Genomic DNA, 21,644 nt, shown 5'->3' on the forward strand with positions numbered 1-21,644 from the left:
ACTGCACTTAAAATGGATTCTTCGGAATCCATTTTTTATACTTTCTATAATCTTTTTATAATAAAAGTTCAGAACATCATGCTAAAAAATATACTTGCTCTTACACTCGCAGCCTTAAGTTCCTCAGCATTCGCAGCTTCAGAAACTTCTGCTTATTCAAAGTTTGTGCCACAAGGTTGGAAAATTTTGAAAACAACCACTGGGGATTTGAACCGTGATGGTCAGAATGACACCGTCTTGGTTATTGAAGAAAACAATCCAGAAAATGTGATCGCCAATGCTGGTTTAGGCAGTTCTGTACTCAATACCAACCCCAGAACACTGCTTGTTTTATTTAAGACCGCTTCAGGTTACCAATTAATAAGTAAAAATGAGCTATTGCCTAGTGAGAACGATGCCGAATCCCCTTGCCTTGCAGACCCACTAGAAGATGGCGGTATTACCATAACTAAAGGCTTATTAAAAATAAGCCTACATTATTGGTTAAGCTGCGGTTCTTGGTATGTTACCAATAATAGCTATACCTTCCGTTATCAAAATAATAATTTCAATTTAATTGGTTTTGACAGTAATGATTTCCATCGTGCCTCAGGTGACATCACCGAAAAGAGCATTAATTTTTCTACTGGCAAAGTGAAAACTACCACAGGTAAAAATGAATTTGCAGACACTTCACAACCTGTGAAAGTTCAGTGGAGTACACTTAAAAATAAATATCAGATTCAATTACAAGACATAGATTTTAGTGAATATGCCGAATATCAATAAAAAACGCCTCTTCACGAGGCATTTTTTAAACCAAACTTTTAGGCAATTATGGAATTAAGCCTTCATCACGCATCGCCATTTGTACAGACTGACGCTCTGCAACCTTATGGCGTATACCAATAATGTTCTTATAAGGTGTTAAATCGTGCTCAATCGAATTTGACCAATTTGTTAGCACAAATAAATATGCATCTGCTGGCCCAAAATTATCATCGACCAAGTAATCATGATCAGATTCAGCAATAGCATTATCAATATAGGTCAATAAGCGATCAATTTCTGCATAGGCTTTGGTTTTAGCCTCTTCTGATAAAGGTCCACCAAAGAATACAGCATAGGCATCATGCAACTCAGAGTTGAGGTAGCCCAACCATTCCAGCACTTTGGCACGACCTAAACCTGATGGTGGAATTAAATCCTGCTTAGGATCATGCTGAGCAAGGAAAGGTAAAATTGCCACATTTTCAGTCAGAATTAACCCAGGATTAATTTCTAAGGCAGGAACATAACCTTTAGGGTTAATTGCATAATAATCTTCACCTTTTTCAGTTTTATGGGTTTTTAGGTCTACGCGAACCAGATCAAAATCGACATTAATTTCATTTAGAATAATATGAGATGCCAGTGAACATGCGCCTGGGGAATAATAAAGCTTCATATATAATCCTTGTTATCTAACTTTTCACTTTTTTAAATTGCTTCTGACAAACTTTCAAGCGATCAGACCTGTAAATTGCAAAAACGTAACCATTCTATAAAACATATAAAAACAATTACCTTTTGAATATTGTTCAATTTTTAAATTTTTTCAAGTTAATCCTGTGTGCTTTTTTATTGCTAGATGTTTTAACATACACATCCTTTAAATTTTATGAAATGCCATAATGATTAACCTTAAAAAATCAGAATGGTTATCCAATATTCGTACTGATGTACTTGCAGGGATTGTCGTTGGTTAAGCCTTGATTCCTGAATCTATCGCCTTTTCTGTTATTGCAGGTATTGATCCTCAGGTTGGTTTATATGCTTCGTTCTGTATAGCCGTGAGCATTGCTTTTTTTGGTGGACGCCCCGCCATGATTTCTGCGGCAACAGGTGCAATGGCGTTGCTGATGATTACCTCGGTCAAACAGTTTCACAAGCATCCAAAACAAAGCAACGTTATTATGCTGAGTGTAGTGCTCATTGTTTTAGCAACGCATAATTGGGCTTTGGGAGTCTTTGTTGGCGTCTGCCTTTCTGCACTCTTTCTTGTAAATAAATTGGAAAGTGAAGTGAAAGTTACATTTAAATTGATTAACTCTCAAACTTTGCAATATCCTGTTTCAGGACAAATTTTCTTTAGTAGTACTGAAAAATTTTATCAGTTTTTTGATGTATCAACTTCTGCCAAACATGTGATTCTGGATCTGGGCCATACCCATATCTGGGACATTACTTCCGTCAATATGCTGAATACCGTCGTACAAAAGTTTCGAGATCAAGGTATCGATATTGAAGTGGTGGGTTTAAATGAAGCCAGTAGTACCCTGATTGACCGCTATAATCCGCTTTGATGTTTCTATCTCACTAAAGATCTGTTTATTCAGCTCTTTTTATTCGCCCTTCAAATCACCTATAGATTTCATTCAATAAATGAACTTTATAATTCGATAAAAGTCGGAAAAAAGAGATTTGAAAAACTCAAAAACAATTTAATTGCCGAAATAACGGTAAATAATTTGACTTGCTAGTCTCAGGATTTAAAATACCGCTTTCGAATTTTTACATTTGCCAAAGTTATGTCAACCGATCTATTAGAACCGCAAGTCGTCGAGCTAGACAACTTGAATGAGCATCGTGAAATTGTGACTTTTATGCGTCGCTCTTCTCCGCTGAATACTTCTCAACGTACTGCGCTTGAACAATATGGTCACTTAATTTTGGAATATCCAGTTGGTGATTTACGTCAACATTTTGAACACCCTGAACGCCCATTAACTGTTGAAATTGGTTTTGGTATGGGACGTTCACTGGTGCTTATGGCAAAAGCCAATCCTGAACGAAACTTTGTCGGGATTGAAGTCCATGTTCCAGGTATTGCTCAATGTGTATATGAGGCTGGCATGGCGGGTTTAACCAACCTCCGTCTTTTAGATGCTGATGCAATTCAAGTGTTGCGTGAAATGCCAGACAACAGCATTAACGCTGTGCAACTTTACTTCCCAGACCCATGGCAGAAAAAACGTCATTTCAAACGTCGTTTCGTGTCACATGACCGTATGCCGCTGGTTGAACAAAAGTTAGAAATGGGTGGAACATTCCACGCAGCAACAGACTGGGAACCGTATGCAGAATGGATGCTTGATGTGCTCGACAACCGTCCAAATCTTGAGAATATGGCAGGTAAAGGCAACAGCTACCCACGTCCTGACTGGCGTCCACAGACTAAGTTTGAACGTCGAGGACTGGAAGAAGGTCATAAGATTAACGACTTCTTATTTAAGAAAATTAAATAAGTTTTGTGTTTAAAAAAATAGGGCTTAGTGCCCTATTTTTATTCTGAAATGATTAAAACACATGCCGAATTTCAACTGTCGGATCATGTGCATCTAAGCGTTTTGCCAAAATATGTAAACGTCGTGTCGGCACTGCTGGAAACAAATGATGCTCCACATGATAAAACATATTGTAGGTTACGACCCTTTTGAATTCATTACGTACTGTACGTGCCATATAAATATGATCTTCTGTATCATGATGCACCGTCCATACCGCAAAAAAAGCCGTCATGCATTGCCCAATCAGCATTGCACTGACATGGTATTTTAAAACACTAATATCCAAGACGATAAAAACCAAAAATAGCACGATCAGATTGGCAACAAGCTCGGCAGACATCCACTTTTTCTGCGTCTTACTTCCAACCTCGAATGCTTTTTTATGCAACATCCACGGAAAAATAGGGCCAAATAACAAAGCCTGCCACCACTTCATGGTTGCACTTTTTGCTTCAATATCCTCTTCTTGCATACAGTGCTGATGGTGTCGAAGATGATTAATTTGTACCGCATGCATTGAACCTAGCATAATAATGCTTAAGACAAACATGACCCAATGTGTCGCGGGTCGGCTAATGCCTAAAGCAAAATGAAAGGCGTTATGCACTTGTCTAAGCCCTGTTAAGAAAAACATAAACGAGCAAAACAGTGCCAAAAGATACCACTGAAAACCAGCGAAAATGAATGAGACCAGTAACCACGGTAAAGAAATGAGTAACTCACTGATGACATCAGTACGGCCTAACTGCACAAGATCTTTCCACTGCACCTGTTCTAATAATAAATGTGAACGCATACACCCTCTAATTGTTTGTATTTATTTTCAGAAGCACTCTACCTAATCCTAATGCATAAAAAAAGCCACTTTTTCAGCGGCTTTACTTGTTTTTATTACAGGTACACGAATTATTCATCCTTCAATTAACTATGTCGCTGCATAATTTGCTGACTCATTGAGGTATAAACCTCAGCCAAATCAGGTCGTTTTAAATCCACTAATATTGATTGATGCATCTGTAAAATATTCACATCACCGCGTACCGCAGGTCCAGTTTGCATCATTTTAGGATCATTTTGGGTGGCTTTCGCTGCTGTTTCCAAGATCAGCGGATATAACAAACTAAAATCAACTTGCGTCTGATCGACAATTTGCTTGCTCATATCGTAACAGTAATTGGCAAAATTACAGGCAAATACTGCAGCCAAATGCAAACTTAAACGTTGCTGTGAACTATAAGCATAGACACGCTTGCTCAACTGTTGAGCCAAACCCAATAGCTGTTTTTGATGGTTTTCATTTGCAGCTTCAATAAATAATGGGGTTTGTTTCCAATCTACCTCTCGCTCTAAACTGAAGGTCTGTAAAGGATAAAACACGCCCGAACATGGGTGCTGTTGCTGTAGGATTTGCAGATCAGTACTACCTGAAGTATGTACGATCAGAACCTCTGGCAACAATGGCGCAACTTCAGCGATGATAGCGGCAATAGATTGATCGCTGATAGCAAGAATGAGCAAATCAATTTCTGAAGATAAGTCGGTTAATGAGGGACATGCTTGTGCTGCCACCTGCTCTGCCAAATGTTGTGAATTTTCCCAAGTTCGACTATATATTTGTACAATTTGATGGTGTTGCTTTAAAGCAGATGCCAAATGGTGGGCAACACGTCCAGCACCAATAAAACTAATTCGCATGTCTAGGCTTACTCTCTATTTCTGCGCTAAGCATGCCAAGAAAAAAAGGACGAATCAATTCGTCCTTTTCATTTCAAGCAACTTTCTAATTAATTAAAGACATTGTTTAAATAAACAATACGCTCCGACGTTTTCTGATTAAAGCATTTGGTGTATTGCATGTCCTGATTTTGTGCTCTCATTTGCCCATCCCAGTAGTTGTAATGCTGTTGGTAAGTTTCACGATCTTTTTCAGCAATATTATGAATGCTCGTTTGCGCAAGCACTTTACAGTCTACATCACGCTTTTCAAACCAATCCGACTGGTCCTGTTGTAATTGTGCTTTTTGCTCACTACTAAAACGATCCCATGTTTGATTCAAACGATCTACCACTTTTGCCTGATCAGCATTGAGTTCTTTCTGACGGATATCCATAGATTTCTGAGCGAGTTCTTGTTGCGCTGCCTCTTCTTGAGCGTTAGCTTCTTGGCTATCTGCAATACCTTTATTCTCTTCTTCATAAGCAGCAAGTTGTACTGCTTTTTCGGTGATATAAACGAGTCCATCTAACACTTTATTTTCTTTTGGTAGCTGGAGTTGAATACCTTCTTTATCCGTTTTAATCAGTTGATAATTAAATGATCCTTTGAGTTGATCATTTTGCATCGTTAAACCATATACTTCACTTTCAATATAGTCTTTAAGCGTCTCTGCTTCTCGTTCACACTCTTCGCAATATTCTGCCTCAAAAGCATTTTCAGCACGTTTCTGTAAACCTTTCGGCATTTTCACGACCAACTCGCTATGACATTCCAGTTGTTTGGCCGTCTCAGGTTGTTCCGTTACTGTTGTAATACTTTTGACTTCAAATTTAATATTCTGCGTGATGGTATCGGTCAGGTTTTTATCCGACTGATAGTAACTCGAGTTACGTAAGGCTTTATCTAACTTTTTCAAATAGTCTTGCTGTAAAGCATTCTTAATCTCTTTTAACTTCGCCTCATTGCTACAGTCCCATTCATTCACTGCGGGTGTGGCTTGTTCTGCTTCGGCGCTGTCTTTCTTTCCCTTAAAGAAATCACAACCCGTTAAAAACATGCTGCTACACAATGTTGCAAAAACCAAAGAATTGGCAAGTTTATTCATATAAAGCCCAATGTCTGTTTGTTATTTTTCGAGGCGTATTTAAGCAAATTTGGGCTAAAAAAACGAGTAATTAAATCATGAAAGATTTTAAATCGTAAAAAAGGGACTATTTCGTCCCTTTTTTAGTTTTACTGTGAGCTTTCTAGAAAGTCTTGTTCACACTCACACCAACGCTAAAGTTTCGACCATCCGCAGGTTCAAAGAAGCGACTATTACTATCATTAACGATCACAGAACCCACATAATTTCGATCAAACAAATTATCGACGCGTGCATAAGTATTGATTTTCCAGTCTTTATTGACCCACAAATAGCCAAAATTTGCCGCAACGACCGTATAACTTGGTGCAGTATCGGAATTGATATCATCGACATAAATCTTGTCCATATAACGTGCATCCAAGCCTGCCTGAAAGCCCTGCTCAGGTTGCCATGCCAAGCCTACAAAAGCTTGATTCTTGGCAATTCCGGGAATGTATGTTCCTTTCCGTATCAGCGGCTTGGTTGCAGTTGCTGGAATATCAGCATCAAAAGTCGCATCTAGATAACTATAACTGGTTCGAACATTAAGTGCCTGCCAGAGCTGTTTTTGCCACGATAACTCTAAGCCTTCACGTAAGGTTTTGTCTGCATTGCGAAATGTGCTACGCCCACCATTGGCATCGTCAGGAACAATGTCATTTTTAGTTTCAGTATGAAATACAGCAAAAGTAAACAGTCCTAAGCTATTCTGCGATTTTAATCCAAGTTCTGCGGTATCACTCGTCGCAGGTTTTAAATTAAAATTAATGCCTGAAGTCCCTACTGTAGGATAAGCCATTTCGGTAAAGGTTGGTGTTTCGAAGCCTTTACCATAACTGGTATAGGCATAAAGCTCGGGTAAAATTTCCCAACCTAAAGCGACAGTTGGAAGTAACTTCTGATAATCTGTTGAACCACTGTCGTCACCATTGCCTGTGGTGATGTAATGATCTTCGGACTCATAATTGACGTTGCTATAACGTAAACCTGCATCTAAGTGCCACTGTGGTAAAAACTGCCATGAGGCTTGGATGTAAGGATCGAGATTCCATAAGGTATTGATTTCATCACGACGTAAATTACCTTTCACACCATAACGCCCTGTCGCATCAAAGTTTTCATACCCCTGACGATCTTCGCGCATCTGATCAAATGCCAAACCTGCAATAAATGTAGTATTCGGCAAGAGCTCTTTCCCCATCCAACGGAAGTCTGCACCATAATAATCTCGATCAAAATCGATCACTCCACCTGCATGACGAGGATTTTTTTGGGCACTACTCGGGATCGACTGATATTGCACAACCTGCCTATTGCCAAAATAGACCATGCCATACAACTCTTGCTGATCATTCAGTGGTTTGTTCCATGTCAACCCTGTTTGGGTTTGTTCAATTTCTTTACGTACATCATAAATATTTTTAGCATCATTCACTTGCTTCGGATTGGCTTGCCATTGCGCACGGTTTAAGCCTTGAGGATCATCTGCCTCAATTTTTGTACGGTTTATGAGCCAATTAATCTTACTACCATCCTCCAAATTCCAAGTGAGCTTGGCATTATTCAACACTTTGCGCGCAGCGCTATGATCGCGAAAACCATCGGTATCAAAATAGGAAGAACTAATCACATAAGCGGGTTGATTGGCTTGGTCTGAACCTCCTTGTAATTGAATATTGGCTTGTTGTTTATGGTGGCTGCCTGCATTTAACCCCACTTGAATCGAGTCTTTCCCTTGTCCTTCTTTGGTTTCGGTTAGAATGGTTCCACCCGATGAGTTACCATAAATGGCAGAAAATGGACCTGTCAAAACTTCAATATTGTCCAAGCTATCTAAATCAATATTAGAGCTTTGCCCCTGACCGTCAGGCATGGTAGCAGGAATGCCATCAACATAGAGCCGTATGCCCCGCACACCAAAAGTAGAACGCGCTCCAAAGCCACGCATGGAAATTTGCAAATCTTGCGCGTAATTTTCACGGTTATTCATTTGTAAACCCGCAACACCTTGCAATAGTTCAGACACATTCACATGAGTGTTGGATTGCGATTGCGCAACTTCTACTTTCTGTATAGAAGCTGGGGTCTGTAACAATTCATTTTCAGTACGTACGGCTTGCACGGTAATGACTGGGAGTTGATATGCTGCTGTATCTTGAGCATACAGTGCCATCGATTTTAGAATCACTGTGGCTAATAAAGCATATTTAAAGGGAAGTGGATTGCGACTATATAATTTCACAAGACATCCTTTTATTATCATCTTGGTAGGAATGTGGAAAACCCCTCCTCAAGGAAGGACTCTCCCAACAATAATACGTTTTAGTCTTCTAAACTATAAGCAATCACATAATCACCATGATCGGGCGACTGACGCGCACCGCCTGCTGAAATGACCACATATTGCTTACCTGTTTTTGGTGAAATGTAGCTGATTGGCGTACCCTGACTCCCCACAGGTAAACGTGCTTTCCACAATTCTTCACCATTAGATGAATTGAAGGCACGTAAGTAGTAATCTTGTGTTGCTGCAAAGAACACTAAACCACCCTGTGTTGCCATTGGACCGCCAATGGTTGGCATACCAATCGGTGCTTTTAAGCCCATTTTGATGCCCATTGGACCTGTATCTTCGACTGTACCCAAAGGAACCTGCCATGCAATTTGACGAGTTTTCATATCAATTGCAGTCATAGTACCAAATGGTGGTTTTTGACAAGGAATACTTAACGCTGACCAGAAACGGTTTTTGTTCACTTTGTATGGTGTGCCTTTCATTGGTACTGCACCCATACCCGTATTCACTTTCTCACCGCCATTGGCTTGAATCGCCAAGTCTTCAGGAGTTTGTTTGATCAACTGAATCCAAAGCCCTAAACGCATGTCGTTCACAAACATATATCGATGCGTTGGATCGAAAGCAATAGAACCCCAGTTCATGCCACCCAGTGAACCTGGAAAGCTTAATGAAACATCAGTACCTGGTGCTGTAAATAGACCTTCATAACGCATCGATTTAAAATTAATACGACACATCAATTGATCAAATGGTGTAGCACCCCACATATCTGATTCAGTCAGCGTTTGATTACCAATTTGTGGCATTTCAATAGAACGCGGTTGGGTCAAACTGTATTGTTCATTTGGAATATCTGCAGCTTTAACAGGTTGTTCAATGACTTTGGTCAATGGTTTACCTGTGACACGGTCAAGTACAAAGAACTGACCAGACTTGGTACCAATGACTACAGCAGGTTTAGTCGAACCATCTTTCAGTGGGAAATCCACCAAACTTGGTTGCATTGGCAAGTCAAAGTCCCATAAATCATTATGAACTGTTTGATAGACCCACTTTTCTTTACCTGTGGTCGCATCAAGTGCCAATACCGAGGTATTGTATTTATGATCTAATGGTTGACGGTTTGCACCCCAAAGGTCAACTGATGAACTTCCCATTGGTAAGAACACGGTATTCATTTGCGGGTCATAAGACATAGCCGCCCATGAGTTGGCCGAACTACGTTTATAAGTTTCACCTGGTTTTAACACATAGTTCGGATCTGGATTACGCGGATCGAACGCCCAACGCAACTGGCCTGTAATGACATCGTATGCACGAATTACACCACCCGGCATGTCTGCACCGACGTTATCGGCAATACGGCTGCCAATGACAATCGATGTACCTGCAATGGTCGGTGCCGAAGTCACTTCAAAACGTGGCGCTTTAGTACCATCACCTAAGCCTTCAAGTAAATTTACCGTACCATCAACACCAAAGTCTTTACAACGCTCACCTGTATCAGCATTGACTGCAATTAAACGACCATCAGGGGTATTGGTATATACTCGACGTGGGCAAGCTGTATTGGTCGCGACTGCGGTTACGGCTGTTGCTCCTGCCAAGGTTGGCTGTACCAATGCTTGCGTCGAATCAAAATAAGCAACGCCACGACAACGCTCCCAAGCATCGGCTTTAGAGTTGACTTCGGCTTTCCAGATTTGTTTACCTGTGTCCGCATCTAAAGCAATCATGTTGTTATGCGGGGTACACAAAAAGACCTTATTGCCGACCTGTAATGGTGTCATTTGATCTTCTGCACCATTACCCGAACCTGTAGTCATATCGCCCGTTTGGAAGCGCCAAGCTTCCTTAAGTTTAGATACGTTATTTCGGTTAATTTGGTCGAGTGCAGCGAAACGGCTACCGCCTGCATCACTACCATAATGATCCCAATTGACTTGCTGCTTACTTGGTTCGACGGGTACAAGTGGCAATTCCTCACCTGATGCTTGAACGGTTGGGTGTGGAATGAACATACCGTACAAACCACCCAACATACCCAAAACAGTCAATCCACCAACCACATAAGCTGGTGCTGACATTGCTGTTTGTTGCTGGTATTTACGAATAGATGGCAATGTGAATAGCACAGCAGCAAATAAGCCTGCTGGGAACATTAAGCGTGAATGTAGTGGCCAGAATTCCAAGCCTGTATCAATCAATGCCCAAATGACAGTGCCAATAAAGACTAAGCTGAATAATCCGACCCCAAGGGCTTGTTTTCGAAAAATGAAAATCGCTGAAACGATCGTCACTAAGCCTGCAATGAAGAAGTACCAAGAGCCACCTAAACTGATGAGCTTTCCGCCACCAATTAAATAAAATAGGCCTGTTAACAATAAGGCCAAGCCTAGGATAAAGCACCATATTTTAAATATGGCTCCTGGCTTAGATTGAGCTTCAGACATACATCTTACTCCAAGTGCCGTGAGTTTAAATGACCACTCCCTCTCTCCTTTGAGTATCATTTATCATCACGAATAAATTCTTGTACTTTCGCATCTACAATGCGAAAGCCTTGACCAAAGTGTTTAAACTAAACAGCACTAATGCTTATATTTTAAACAATTTTCAGTCTAAGTACTGTTAAAAATTAACTTTCATGGTTAAACCTGCCACCCATGCGTCCTCTACTTCTTTTACCCCTGTCGGTTGGTAGATGTATTGCAAGTTTGGTCTGAGCATGACCGCTGGGGACCATTGGTAGGTATAGTTCAGTTCGACATTCAACTCGTCACGTTGAATCGGGACATAGTCACTCGCAACAGCATCATAACTGTAATAACCACGACCTTCATTGGTGGCGATTTGCTTGTCCGTCGCACGATCATTCACGACATAATTGGCTAAACCAAAACCGATGGAATCATTCGGGCGACTGTCAAAAGGCCCTTTGTACCAAAGCGCGAGTTGTTGTGTACTTTCTACAAATGTTGTGGCCTTATCGTTCACTACACCATTAAAGCTAATGTATAAACCACGCTTCGGATCTGCCCCATGCTGTGTGAGTTGCTGTTGTGCATTCAACCAAAAACTGTATTTACTATCTTGCATTTCGCCACTACGAATATCTTTTGCTTCGGCGGTGGAATACAGTGCACCCACTTTATATTCCCCAGGCAAGCCATTAAACGAGGCTAACTTTGGTTTCCAAGCCAACTCTACAGGAATGGTTGCACCCTCTACATTGTCCATATCAAGGTTAAAACCATCACTATTCGATTGTGTTTTCACATTGTCTGGATTGACTTCATATACGCCCAAACCAAGTGACCATGCAGGTGCAAACTGGTATTTAATATTGGTACCCCAGAGTCCTACAGGCCAGTTGTACCAGATTGAACCAATTGATTTGCCTAACTGACCACCACAAAGCAGCAAGTTCTGGAATTCACATTGCGAGCTGTTAAAGTCATCCGACATGCCCATACGTCCAATCTTGAATTGAACACGGTTATCATTAAATCCTGTTTTGATCCATGCTTGAGTTAAGCGCCAGATTTTTCCACGCCCATAAATTTCTTGCGTATTGCCTAAAGTGCTGGCACGCGGGTCTTTAATGCGTTCAAGCGTTAATGAGTTACCATCACGTTTGGTAATCATTAAGCCAGCTGTAGTATTTTCCCAACCTGCAATTTTGCTTAAATCGAAATTAGCGCCTAAAGTCAGTTGTCCCGCATTTTCCAGAGTATTGTCATCGTTATAACCGCCAGCCAAATTGGTTGCCGCCTGACTCATAATAGCAGCGGTAAATTTGTAACCTTGATCTTCCAGTTGCTTCCGTTCACCGTTCCAATCACCCAATAACCATTGACGGTCTGCCGAATAAAACTCATTGGCTGAAGCCAATTGGCAAGTTAAAAGCGCCAAAGATAATGTGCCTAGTTTTAATAGTTGTTGCATACCAAACATCCTTTTCTGTGAGGAAAGCTCAACTCAGGTGAGCTTTCCATGCGGTTTTTATTATTTAATACGAACGGCTGGACTCAGTTCAGAAGTAGCGCCCAAGTGATCTGTGACATTCGCGGTGACATTCGCCACACCACTCGCTACTTTCCATGTTGCTTGACCTTGACCTTGTGCATTGGTTGTTAAAAATTGCATTCCTAAATACTGTTCAGCTTCTTGAGCATTCGCTTGGCGATTGGCAAAGAATTCAATGTGATAACGCTGATTTGGTTGCCCTTGAACTACAGCGGTAATTTGCCCTTTGCTATAGCTTAAACGTGGCGCTTGGATATTTTGGTTTGGCATGGCATTACAGCCTTGCTCGTTTGGCTGGGTACAAGTTTTTTGAAGTTTCGCATCTTCAATCACCACACCACCACCACGAGAACCCACAAAACCTGCATGTTCTAGCGCAGGTACAGCAAACACAATCGCACCCAAACGTTGATTCGGTACACATGAACCACCTGCTTCACAGCGCTTAATATCTTTACCATTGTCCCAAATTAAGTTTTTGGTCAATGTTGTGCGGGCATTGGCATCTTTTTCTGAACGAATGGCTATTCCTAAACGGTTACCATGAACTTTATTACTATCAAAGATGTTGCCATCACCCGTTAAGTTAAAACCAATCGAGTTGTTTGTCAGTTCGTTATAGGCAACATAGTTACGTTTGCCCCAGTTAATTTGCAAACCATCGGAGTAGTTTTCAAATTTGTTACCGACCACGGCATTATCATTGCCCCAAAGAATCTCGATGCCCTGAGATGGCTCGGGGTTGGCTTTGGTTGAAGTAAACAAATTATTAGCAACAAGATTAAATGCCGCACCACGCGTTAGCTCTAAACCATCACCATTATCTACAAATAAGTTGTTCAAAACTTTGTTATTATTGGTGGTAGTTGAGGTTGGATTGCCCTTACCATCATCACCTGTCAGCATCACACCTGAGCCACCGTAGTTATTACTAATACGGTTATGTTGAATCAGGTTATTGCTCGAACGATTAATCAAAACACCAATACAAAAACGGTGAATATCAAGCCCTTTTAAGGTCACACCATTCACATCTTGCAGCACCAGACCCGGTAAAGTCATGGTACGAACGTTGGTACCATACTGTTCAGGGTTAGCGCCTGGGCAAGCTTTCGCACCCTCACCTTTAATATAGTTTGAACCATCAATGGCAATAAACTCACCTGTTTTGTCCCACTGCGTACCAATAATTTTCACAGAAGATTTAATAGGCGGTAAAGCTTGATTCAGCTTAATGACATAAGGAGCTTTACCTACAGCTTGAATCTGAATTTCATTTTCTTGTGTAGCATTGGCATTAGATTGTTCAATTGCCCAACGTAATGAACCTTTTGCACTATCATCCTGATAGCGGTCAACAATATAAGTTTCTGCACTGGCCAAACCAGAAGCTGCCAAACTTAAAACCAGTGTAGTGAAACGTAAAGTTGATAATTTCATGTTCAAATCCTTTTATATCTTGAAGTCTTAAGGTGTAGGCTGCACAGTTTTAAGGAACTGCTTAAGTTGGGTCACATCAATTTGACCTGGTGCTGAAGCCTCACCAATCATGCCGAAACTTAGGCTCCCCCCCATGTTGGCAGTTGCCACTCGTGAGATCGTGCCTAACTGCCCCATCGACATAGTCAGCAGGGGTTTTTGACTTTTTTGGCTGACTGCCAACGTTGCGTTCATGAGGGTAAAGACATCTTGTTTAGATTTCGGCATCACCGCAATTTTCAAAATATCTGCACCCATCTGGTCTTGTTTGAACAAACGGTTTTCAATTTCTTGTTGTTCTGGCGTTTTATTAAAATCGTGATTCGACATGATCACTAACACATGTTTATCATGCGCCAATTTGGTTAATTTTGCGACACTTTCTGCATCACGGAACATCTCGATATCGAGCAATTGCATGAATGGCTTTTTCAAATATTCACGATAAATCTTTTCATAGTCTTGGTCAGACACCGTCATTTTTCCGCCTTCGTTATGGGTACGAATGGTGGCAATTAAGGGTTTATCTTTTAGAATTTGATTTAACTGTTGACCCAATGCGATAACTTTTTTCGTGTCCGCAGAAAATTCGAGTAAATCAATACGGAACTCAGCCAAATCTGCATCTGGATTACTCGCAATTACTTTGGCTTGTGCAAGTGCTTGTTCAGCCGTTTTTGCAGTAATGGGTACAATGGTTTTAACAGGCAAATCACCAAGATTGACGTTTTTGACCATATAGTGTTGAGCATGAGATTGAGCTGTTTCAGCTGCAAATGTCGCTGGCATTGCTGCGATAACTGCACTGCTTAAGCAGAGTTGCATCGCTAATTTTTTGATGGTAATCATTACAGTTCCTTGTATTTTCAAACTATTGCCTGACTTTAGTCATCAGCCGCAAACATACGTGGGATTCATGCAATGGGACATGCAATCACCACGTATAAACTTTTATCTGTTTCATAAGCGCAAGCTTTCTTGCGCTTTTCATGAGCTTAGATATCTAGAAAGACTGTCTCGTCTTCGCCTTGAATGCGAATATCGAAACGATAAACCACTTCACCATCACGCTCTTCGCGTTTGGCAATTAAAGTCTGACGACGTGGTGCCCATTCAATGCTTTTGAGCACAGGATCTTGTGCATTTGCTTCCGCTTCATCATCAAAGTAAACACGCGTGTTTAAACCAATGTTAATGCCACGCGCAAAAATGATCAGTGCAATATGCGGAGCTTGAGTTGTGCCTTTACGGCCCGGAACAGCACCCGGCTTAATGGTATTAAAACTCCAGAAACCTGTTTCGAAGTCAGCCCCTGTACGCCCCCAACCAAGGAAGTTTGGATCGACCGCTTTACCTTGAATATCGGCTGCACTTGGGTATACGCCATTGGCATCAGCTTGCCAAATCTCGATCAAAACATCACGTAATGGCAAACCTAAACCGTCAAACACTTGACCTTCCAAGCGAATGCGTTCACCTAAAGTGTTTTCTTTAACCAGTTGGTTGTTAAAGTTATTTTCAAAGACTTCAATGTTGGCTTGTTTTGGTAACAAACCAATGTGTACATATGGTCCACCTGTTTGAGATGGAGTTTCATGCAATTCTTGAAAGTTCCAATTGTTCATGTTGTTCTCCCTGAATTAAGTCAAATCATTTTCGAAATAAGTCGCACGACGACCACGTAAAGTGATGTCAAAGCGGTAACAACGGCTGTCTGCTTCAATAAAGTTGCTCTTGTCTTCCAAGGCAATCAATGCACGACGTTGTTCTTCCGAAGGAATGGTTTTAATAATTGGACACGAATCAATGAGCGTATCGCCTTCAAAGTAGAACTGCGAAATAAGACGTTGTGCCCAACCATCAGCAATCAAAGAGAAATGGATATGTGCAGGACGCCATTCATTAATACGGTTACGCCAAGGATACGGACCCGGTTTAATGGTACGGAATACAAAATAACCATTGGCATCAGTCATCATGCGACCACAGCCGCCAAAGTTCGGGTCCATTGCACCAATAAATTGGTCATTTGGATGACGGTAGCGCCCTGAAGCATTGGCTTGCCACACTTCGAGCAAAGCATTTTTGACTGGGCGACCAAACTGATCATGGACATAACCATGCACAATAATGCGCTCGCCAATCGGCAAACCTTCTTTGGCATAGTTCAAGATCAAATCATTATCTTTAGGACCAAACTGGTCTGCACTGAAATGCGGTGCGGTCACTTCAGTTAAAGTTTCTGCAATTGAGATCAATGCATTTTTAGGCGAGCGTAATACACTGGTTTTGTAGCCAGGTGCGTATGCTGGCGGATGATCATCGGTATTGCGTTGTGCGTATGCACCTAAAATAAGTTGCGACATGTGACGTCCCTCTTAATCTTGTTCCATTACTCTTGATTGGTTTGTTCTGAATCAGATTGCAGTTCACTGAGTTTTTTTGGTGCAATGCCCAAATCTGCAAATACCTCTTCTGCCATATGCATGGCTGCATTGGCTGCTGGTAGACCTGCATAGAGTGAGCAGTGCAGAATCAATTCTTTTAACTCATCCTTAGTCACACCATTGTTAAAACAAGCACGTAAATGCATACGTAATTCGTCTTCACGCCCTAGAGACAATAAAATTGCAATCGTCACTAAACTGCGGGTGTGGCGGGGCAAACCTGGTCTAGACCACACTTCACCCCATGCAAAACGGCTGATAAAGTTTTGAAAATCTGCGTTGAAATCATTCAGGTTCTCGATCGAACGATTCACATGCTTTTCACCTAGCACTTCAGTTCGGACTTTGATCCCTTGTTCATAGCGTTGTTCATCATTCATGGGAGAATCCTCAATTAAGTTGCGTCAGTATGTGCAACAAGTGATTTAACAAAAATTGCGACAGCCGCTGCCGTTGCAGGAATCATGAGTAAGCTCAAAATTGCAGTAAACGACCAGTCATTGCCGAGTAATACCGCACCAATCCAAGCACCAAATACCGCACCGAAACGACCAATTCCAGACATCCAAGCCACACCTGTTGCACGGCATTGCGTCGGGTAAAAACGAGCGCTGAGTGCTGGCATAGCCGACTGTGCACCATTAATTGCAACACCTGCGCAAAGCACTAAAATGGCAAGTAATGTCGGGTTTGCTAAGCTCTGCCCCACAGCGAAGGCAAAGATTCCAGCGACAAAATAGAAACCTGCAATAATGCGGTTCGGGTTGAAACGGTCCATTGCCCAGCCAATAAATAAAGCACTGAGAACACCACCAAATTGGAACAAACCACCGATGAATGCTGCACGCTCTAAAGAAGCCCCTGTTTCACGCATTAAGGTTGGTAACCAACTGGTGAGCAGGTAAATCATCACCAAACCCATGAAATAGGTCAGCCACAATAAAACTGTACCTTTGACATATTTTTGAGAGAACAGCATGCCAAACACGCCTTTCTTCTCTGCACCTTCCGCTTTTTCCTCTGGCACATGAAACTCAGTGACACCTTGTACTTGCGTCGGTGCAATACGCGTCAAAATTTGATGAACTTTGGCATTATCACGACCTTTCACAATCAAGAAACGATAGGATTCTGGCAGGAAGAAAATCACCAAAAGCATCAAAATCAGTGGTGACCAACCGCCCAGTAAAAACAAGCTGTGCCAACCAAAGGTTGGAATTAACCAACTGCTGATGAAACCACCTGTTGCCATACCCAAGTTATAACCACAGAACATACAGGTCACGAGTAACGAGCGGGAGCGCTGCGGGCAATATTCAGAAAATAGCGTGGTTGCATTCGGCATTGCCGCGCCCAAACCAATACCCGTTAAAAAGCGCAGTATCACTAAAGTGTTTAAGTCTGTTGCATATGCCGATGCCAATGTAAAACCACCGAAAATCAGCATCGAAACGCTTAAAACAATCTTTCGCCCAAAGCGGTCAGCGGTTGGACCAGACACCAAAGCACCAATAATCATGCCGCCTAAGGCTGCACTCATGACTGGACCCAGTTGCGAACGGTCTATCCCCCAGTCTTGTGCTAAAGCGGGAGCAATAAAACCCATTGCCGCAGTATCAATACCGTCAACAAAAACAATGAGAAAACATACAATTGCGATCAACCACTGATATTTGCTAATCGGTGCATCATTAATCAGTGCTTGTGCGTCTATACTCGTTTTTTGAGTAGCGTATTCCTGAGACGCCATACCTGCCTCCTTGGGCTGAAAGTCCTTTTAAAATCCTTAAACTATTGAATCGATCCAATAAACTGGCTGAGGGTTTGGGTAAACAGCTCAGGTTGCTCAATATTGGAAAGATGCGATGCATCAATCACCACAAGTTCACTCTTTTGAATCTGTTGTTGCATAAAGACGCCATCTGCCACTGTCGTGACTGGATCAAATGCGCCTGCAATCACTAAAGTAGGAATCTGAATCTGTTGAATTTCTTCGCTCAAATCAGCTTGCGCCAATGCGCGGCAAGATTCTGCATAACCCAGTGCTGGCGTAGTCGCTAAAGACTGAATGGTGCGCTGTGCCAAAGCATCATGTTGATAATCAAACTGTTCGCTGAACCAACGAGTGTGCGTAGTTTTGACCAAATCTGCTAAACCGTTGGCTGTCACTGCATCTGCACGCGCATTCCAACCATCTTCCGTCCAAATTTTGGCTGCTGAGTTCGCCACAGTAATACTATGAAAACGATCTGCATGATGAATACCGAGCCACAAAGCCGTCATGCCACCCATCGAAATTCCACAAAAATGCGCTTTTTCAATGTTTAAACCATCAAGAATATCAATCACATCTTCTGCAAGATTTTGTACAGTGGTTTGCTCAATCACATCGCTTTGTCCATGACCACGCGTGTCATAAGTCACCACTTTGAACTGCTGTTCAAAAGCAGCAACTTGGGGCTGCCACATGCTTTTATCTGTACCCAATGAGTTTGAAAATACAATCACAGGCGCATTGTCTTGCCCACTGATCGCAACAGATAAAGTCTTACCTTGACGATTGGTCATCGTGATATTCACTTTGCCTCTCCTTTTGCTTCTTGCAACACCGCATTAATCTGGTCTTGAATATTGCCAAGATAAGATTCGGGTTTAAAAATTTCTAAAACCTGAGCTACGCTGAATAAGTCTTTAACTTGATCCAATTCAGCAATCACATCTCTTAAATGCACGCCTTTTGCAACAGCTGTTTTACACGCATCCTCTACCAGATGATGAGCCTGTAAACGTCCGATGTGTGGCGCCAATGCCATCATCACCGCTTCTGCCATAATTAAGCCTTGAGTACATTCCAAATTGCGCTGCATGTTCTCTGCACTAACTTGCATCCCTTGTAAAACATCCAAAGTTCGCTCTAAAGCACCTGCACAGAGTTGAAAAATTTCAGGCAATGCTAGCCATTCCGCATGCCATCCCCCTAGACTGCGCTCATGTTCTTGCACCATGCTTTGATACAAACTCGACATCAACACAGGGACACGATTGGCTGCTGCCAATACAGATGCCGCCGCGACAGGATTGCGCTTATGTGGCATAGTGGATGAGCCACCACGACCTTTTGCGGTTGGCTCAAACACTTCAGCAATTTCAGTTTGCATCATCAAAGACCAGTCACGTGCCATCTTGCCCAAGCTACCTGTCACTATTGCGAGAACACTTGCCACTTCGACAATACGGTCTCGCTCACCATGCCAAGTACAGCTTGGAACAGAAAGTTTTAACTGTGCTGCAAATGCTTGCACAACTGCTGTGCCTTGATGCTGCAAAGAAGCCAATGAACCTACAGCACCGCCCAATTGAGCAGTCAACACGCGTGATTTCATGGCTTCAATACGGGCCAAATCACGATGAAAGGCCGAAGCCCAACGCGCTAATTTATGACCCAAGGTAATGGGTAAACCTTGCTGCAACCACGTGCGCCCAATCATGACTTGTGAGCGATACTGTTCTGCTTGAGCCAAAGCTGTGCGATAACATTGTTGAATTAAGGCTTCAACATGCGTCATTGCTGCACGGCACTGCAAAATACAGGCAGTATCTAAAATGTCTTGACTGGTTGCACCCCAATGTACATAACGCGCAGCATCTTCATCGTTTTGTTTCACAATTGCTGTCAATTGCTTTACAAATGGAATCGCAATATTGCCCGCCAAGCCTGTTGCCACAGCCAAAGCATCAAAGTCAATCTGATCGAGTGCAGTTGCTGCAATGTTGGAAATTGCGGTTGCGGCAGATTCTGGAATAACACCGACTTGAGCCTGCGCTTGTGCCAAGGCAACTTCCGCCTCAATCATGTAAGACACCAACGCGCGATCACTGAAAATTTCAGTCACCTCGTTTTGGTAAAATAAGCTGGCATATAACTGGCTCATGATCGCTATCCTTAACTCTGCTTTAAACGCGCTGAATAATCATTGCAATACCTTGACCGACACCAATACACATCGAACATAAGGCATAGGTTCCACCCGTTTGTTCCAATTGGTTTAAAGCCGTGGTGACTAAACGCGCACCCGATGCACCAAGTGGATGACCAATCGCAATCGCACCACCATTGGGATTGACTTGTGTCGTATCGTCTGCCAAACCCAGATCACGGGTAACCGCCAGTGCTTGTGCCGCAAAGGCTTCATTCAACTCAATCACATCCATCTGTTCGATGCTGAGATTGGCTTGTTTAAGAAGCTTCTTAATTGCTGGCGCTGGGGCAAAGCCCATGATGCGCGGTTCAACCCCCACAGCCGTAGATGCAATAATCTTGGCACGTGGTTTAAGTTGGTATTGCTCGACGGCTTGTTCCGAAGCAATCAGTACAGCAGCCGCACCGTCATTGATGCCTGACGCGTTTCCCGCTGTGACGGTGCCTTCTGCTGTGACGACTGGCTTCAGTTTCGCCAAACCTGCTAATGTGGTCGATGCACGAGGATGTTCATCGGTATCCACCACAATCGGATCACCCTTACGCTGAGGAATACTTACAGGGACGATCTCATGTTTAAAAAAGCCTTGAGCTTGCGCGGTTGCTGTGCGCTGTTGACTCGTCAAGGCAAACTGGTCTTGATCTGCACGATCAATCTTAAATTGTTGTGCCACATTCTCTGCAGTCTGTGGCATGGTCTCTACACCATACATGGCTTTCAGCTTCGGATTGATAAAACGCCATCCCATGGTGGTGTCTTCAATCTTCTGGCTACGACCATAAGCCGTTTCTGATTTACCCATCACAAACGGAGCACGCGACATGCTTTCCACACCACCCGCAATGATCAGGTTTGCTTCACCCGCTTTAATGGCACGGGCTGCAATCGCAATCGCATCTAAAGATGAACCACATAAACGGTTAATCGTCGTTGCTGGAACTTCGACAGGTAAACCTGCAAGTAGTGCTGACATACGCCCCACATTACGGTTGTCTTCACCCGCTTGGTTGGCACAGCCGTAAATCACATCATCAACTTGTTTCCAGTCCACGCTTGGATTACGTTGCATTAAGGCCTGAATCGGCACAGCACCCAAGTCATCTGCACGGACTGGTGCGAGTCCACCGGCATAACGGCCGAATGGGGTACGGATGGCATCGATAATATAAGCGTCTTTCATTTTTAATCTTGTCCTTTGAATCCCCCTTAGTCCCCCTTTAAAAAGGGGGAAACGCTTCCCTTTTTAAAGGGAAGTCGGG

18 protein-coding genes and 1 pseudogene are annotated in these 21,644 nt (G+C 42.5%); 3 read left to right on the top strand and 16 right to left on the bottom strand.

The window, feature by feature from the left end; all coding sequences use genetic code 11:
* Window positions 1–78 precede the first annotated feature (78 nt).
* A complete protein-coding gene (locus MP622_RS07670; protein ID WP_243793299.1) occupies window positions 79–768 on the top strand; it encodes a hypothetical protein in 690 nt (229 codons plus the stop codon).
* 46 nt (window positions 769–814) lie between these two features.
* Here the strand turns inward: MP622_RS07670 and gstA are convergent, their stop codons facing one another.
* A complete protein-coding gene (gstA, locus tag MP622_RS07675) occupies window positions 815–1,426 on the bottom strand; it encodes a glutathione transferase GstA (protein WP_016167615.1) in 612 nt (203 codons plus the stop codon).
* 226 nt (window positions 1,427–1,652) lie between these two features.
* On the opposite strand from gstA, the pseudogene MP622_RS07680 reads away from it, so the two are divergent.
* Window positions 1,653–2,324: pseudogene (locus tag MP622_RS07680) on the top strand (SulP family inorganic anion transporter).
* A 225-nt stretch (window positions 2,325–2,549) separates the two neighbouring features.
* Window positions 2,550–3,266, top strand: a complete 717-nt coding sequence (gene trmB, locus MP622_RS07685; protein ID WP_016167613.1) for a tRNA (guanosine(46)-N7)-methyltransferase TrmB — start codon at window positions 2,550–2,552, stop codon at window positions 3,264–3,266.
* Window positions 3,267–3,318: 52 nt separating this feature from the next.
* On the opposite strand, the gene MP622_RS07690 is transcribed toward trmB, so the two are convergent.
* The 15 genes from MP622_RS07690 to pcaF form a co-directional block, all read right to left on the bottom strand.
* Window positions 3,319–4,104: a fatty acid desaturase gene (locus MP622_RS07690; RefSeq protein ID WP_243793301.1), complete on the bottom strand. Its 786-nt coding sequence runs from the start codon at window positions 4,102–4,104 to the stop codon at window positions 3,319–3,321.
* A 125-nt stretch (window positions 4,105–4,229) separates the two neighbouring features.
* A complete protein-coding gene (locus tag MP622_RS07695) occupies window positions 4,230–5,003 on the bottom strand; it encodes a Rossmann-like and DUF2520 domain-containing protein (protein ID WP_243793302.1) in 774 nt (257 codons plus the stop codon).
* 89 nt (window positions 5,004–5,092) lie between these two features.
* Window positions 5,093–6,130 carry a DUF1311 domain-containing protein gene (locus tag MP622_RS07700; protein WP_243793305.1) on the bottom strand — a complete coding sequence of 346 codons (1,038 nt, stop codon included), beginning with the start codon at window positions 6,128–6,130 and terminating at the stop codon, window positions 5,093–5,095.
* Window positions 6,131–6,272: 142 nt separating this feature from the next.
* Entirely contained in the window at window positions 6,273–8,339 is a 2,067-nt protein-coding gene (locus tag MP622_RS07705; RefSeq protein WP_347881060.1) for a TonB-dependent receptor, read from the bottom strand.
* 134 nt (window positions 8,340–8,473) lie between these two features.
* Window positions 8,474–10,903 carry a glucose/quinate/shikimate family membrane-bound PQQ-dependent dehydrogenase gene (locus MP622_RS07710; RefSeq protein WP_243793308.1) on the bottom strand — a complete coding sequence of 810 codons (2,430 nt, stop codon included), beginning with the start codon at window positions 10,901–10,903 and terminating at the stop codon, window positions 8,474–8,476.
* 178 nt (window positions 10,904–11,081) lie between these two features.
* On the bottom strand, window positions 11,082–12,398 hold the full coding sequence (locus MP622_RS07715; RefSeq protein ID WP_243793309.1) for a carbohydrate porin: 1,317 nt from the start codon (window positions 12,396–12,398) through the stop codon (window positions 11,082–11,084).
* Window positions 12,399–12,458: 60 nt separating this feature from the next.
* Window positions 12,459–13,919, bottom strand: a complete 1,461-nt coding sequence (locus MP622_RS07720; protein WP_243793310.1) for a right-handed parallel beta-helix repeat-containing protein — start codon at window positions 13,917–13,919, stop codon at window positions 12,459–12,461.
* Window positions 13,920–13,946: 27 nt separating this feature from the next.
* Complete coding sequence (gene aroD / locus MP622_RS07725) at window positions 13,947–14,807, bottom strand: type I 3-dehydroquinate dehydratase (protein WP_044740786.1); 861 nt, start codon at window positions 14,805–14,807, stop codon at window positions 13,947–13,949.
* 146 nt (window positions 14,808–14,953) lie between these two features.
* Window positions 14,954–15,583, bottom strand: a complete 630-nt coding sequence (gene pcaG / locus MP622_RS07730) for a protocatechuate 3,4-dioxygenase subunit alpha (RefSeq protein ID WP_044740785.1) — start codon at window positions 15,581–15,583, stop codon at window positions 14,954–14,956.
* Window positions 15,584–15,598: 15 nt separating this feature from the next.
* Window positions 15,599–16,324, bottom strand: coding sequence for a protocatechuate 3,4-dioxygenase subunit beta (gene pcaH / locus MP622_RS07735; RefSeq protein WP_044740784.1), 726 nt, complete (start codon window positions 16,322–16,324; stop codon window positions 15,599–15,601).
* Window positions 16,325–16,350: 26 nt separating this feature from the next.
* Entirely contained in the window at window positions 16,351–16,785 is a 435-nt protein-coding gene (gene pcaC / locus MP622_RS07740; RefSeq protein WP_044740783.1) for a 4-carboxymuconolactone decarboxylase, read from the bottom strand.
* A 14-nt stretch (window positions 16,786–16,799) separates the two neighbouring features.
* The gene (locus MP622_RS07745) at window positions 16,800–18,155 is read right to left on the bottom strand and encodes an MFS transporter (protein ID WP_104442264.1); all 1,356 of its coding nucleotides are present in this window, start codon (window positions 18,153–18,155) and stop codon (window positions 16,800–16,802) included.
* Window positions 18,156–18,196: 41 nt separating this feature from the next.
* Window positions 18,197–18,985: a 3-oxoadipate enol-lactonase gene (pcaD, locus tag MP622_RS07750; RefSeq protein ID WP_104442265.1), complete on the bottom strand. Its 789-nt coding sequence runs from the start codon at window positions 18,983–18,985 to the stop codon at window positions 18,197–18,199.
* Window positions 18,982–20,337, bottom strand: a complete 1,356-nt coding sequence (gene pcaB / locus MP622_RS07755; RefSeq protein WP_044740781.1) for a 3-carboxy-cis,cis-muconate cycloisomerase — start codon at window positions 20,335–20,337, stop codon at window positions 18,982–18,984. The genes pcaD and pcaB overlap by 4 nt, the downstream gene beginning before the upstream one ends.
* A 22-nt stretch (window positions 20,338–20,359) precedes the next feature.
* Window positions 20,360–21,565, bottom strand: a complete 1,206-nt coding sequence (gene pcaF, locus MP622_RS07760; RefSeq protein WP_243793209.1) for a 3-oxoadipyl-CoA thiolase — start codon at window positions 21,563–21,565, stop codon at window positions 20,360–20,362.
* Window positions 21,566–21,644 lie beyond the last annotated feature (79 nt).

It is taken from the genome of Acinetobacter sp. PK01 (assembly GCF_022819285.1).
Lineage (GTDB): Bacteria > Pseudomonadota > Gammaproteobacteria > Pseudomonadales > Moraxellaceae > Acinetobacter > Acinetobacter tandoii.

What these genes read in the sequence shown, in the direction of transcription:
- MP622_RS07670 (WP_243793299.1), top strand. Translation starts at nt 79, where the DNA reads ATGCTAAAAAATATACTTGCTCTTACACTCGCAGCCTTAAGTTCCTCA.
- gstA (WP_016167615.1), bottom strand. Translation starts at nt 1,426, where the DNA reads ATGAAGCTTTATTATTCCCCAGGCGCATGTTCACTGGCATCTCATATT.
- trmB (WP_016167613.1), top strand. Translation starts at nt 2,550, where the DNA reads ATGTCAACCGATCTATTAGAACCGCAAGTCGTCGAGCTAGACAACTTG.
- MP622_RS07690 (WP_243793301.1), bottom strand. Translation starts at nt 4,104, where the DNA reads ATGCGTTCACATTTATTATTAGAACAGGTGCAGTGGAAAGATCTTGTG.
- MP622_RS07695 (WP_243793302.1), bottom strand. Translation starts at nt 5,003, where the DNA reads ATGCGAATTAGTTTTATTGGTGCTGGACGTGTTGCCCACCATTTGGCA.
- MP622_RS07700 (WP_243793305.1), bottom strand. Translation starts at nt 6,130, where the DNA reads ATGAATAAACTTGCCAATTCTTTGGTTTTTGCAACATTGTGTAGCAGC.
- MP622_RS07710 (WP_243793308.1), bottom strand. Translation starts at nt 10,903, where the DNA reads ATGTCTGAAGCTCAATCTAAGCCAGGAGCCATATTTAAAATATGGTGC.
- MP622_RS07715 (WP_243793309.1), bottom strand. Translation starts at nt 12,398, where the DNA reads ATGCAACAACTATTAAAACTAGGCACATTATCTTTGGCGCTTTTAACT.
- MP622_RS07720 (WP_243793310.1), bottom strand. Translation starts at nt 13,919, where the DNA reads ATGAAATTATCAACTTTACGTTTCACTACACTGGTTTTAAGTTTGGCA.
- aroD (WP_044740786.1), bottom strand. Translation starts at nt 14,807, where the DNA reads ATGATTACCATCAAAAAATTAGCGATGCAACTCTGCTTAAGCAGTGCA.
- pcaG (WP_044740785.1), bottom strand. Translation starts at nt 15,583, where the DNA reads ATGAACAATTGGAACTTTCAAGAATTGCATGAAACTCCATCTCAAACA.
- pcaH (WP_044740784.1), bottom strand. Translation starts at nt 16,324, where the DNA reads ATGTCGCAACTTATTTTAGGTGCATACGCACAACGCAATACCGATGAT.
- pcaC (WP_044740783.1), bottom strand. Translation starts at nt 16,785, where the DNA reads ATGAATGATGAACAACGCTATGAACAAGGGATCAAAGTCCGAACTGAA.
- MP622_RS07745 (WP_104442264.1), bottom strand. Translation starts at nt 18,155, where the DNA reads ATGGCGTCTCAGGAATACGCTACTCAAAAAACGAGTATAGACGCACAA.
- pcaB (WP_044740781.1), bottom strand. Translation starts at nt 20,337, where the DNA reads ATGAGCCAGTTATATGCCAGCTTATTTTACCAAAACGAGGTGACTGAA.
- pcaF (WP_243793209.1), bottom strand. Translation starts at nt 21,565, where the DNA reads ATGAAAGACGCTTATATTATCGATGCCATCCGTACCCCATTCGGCCGT.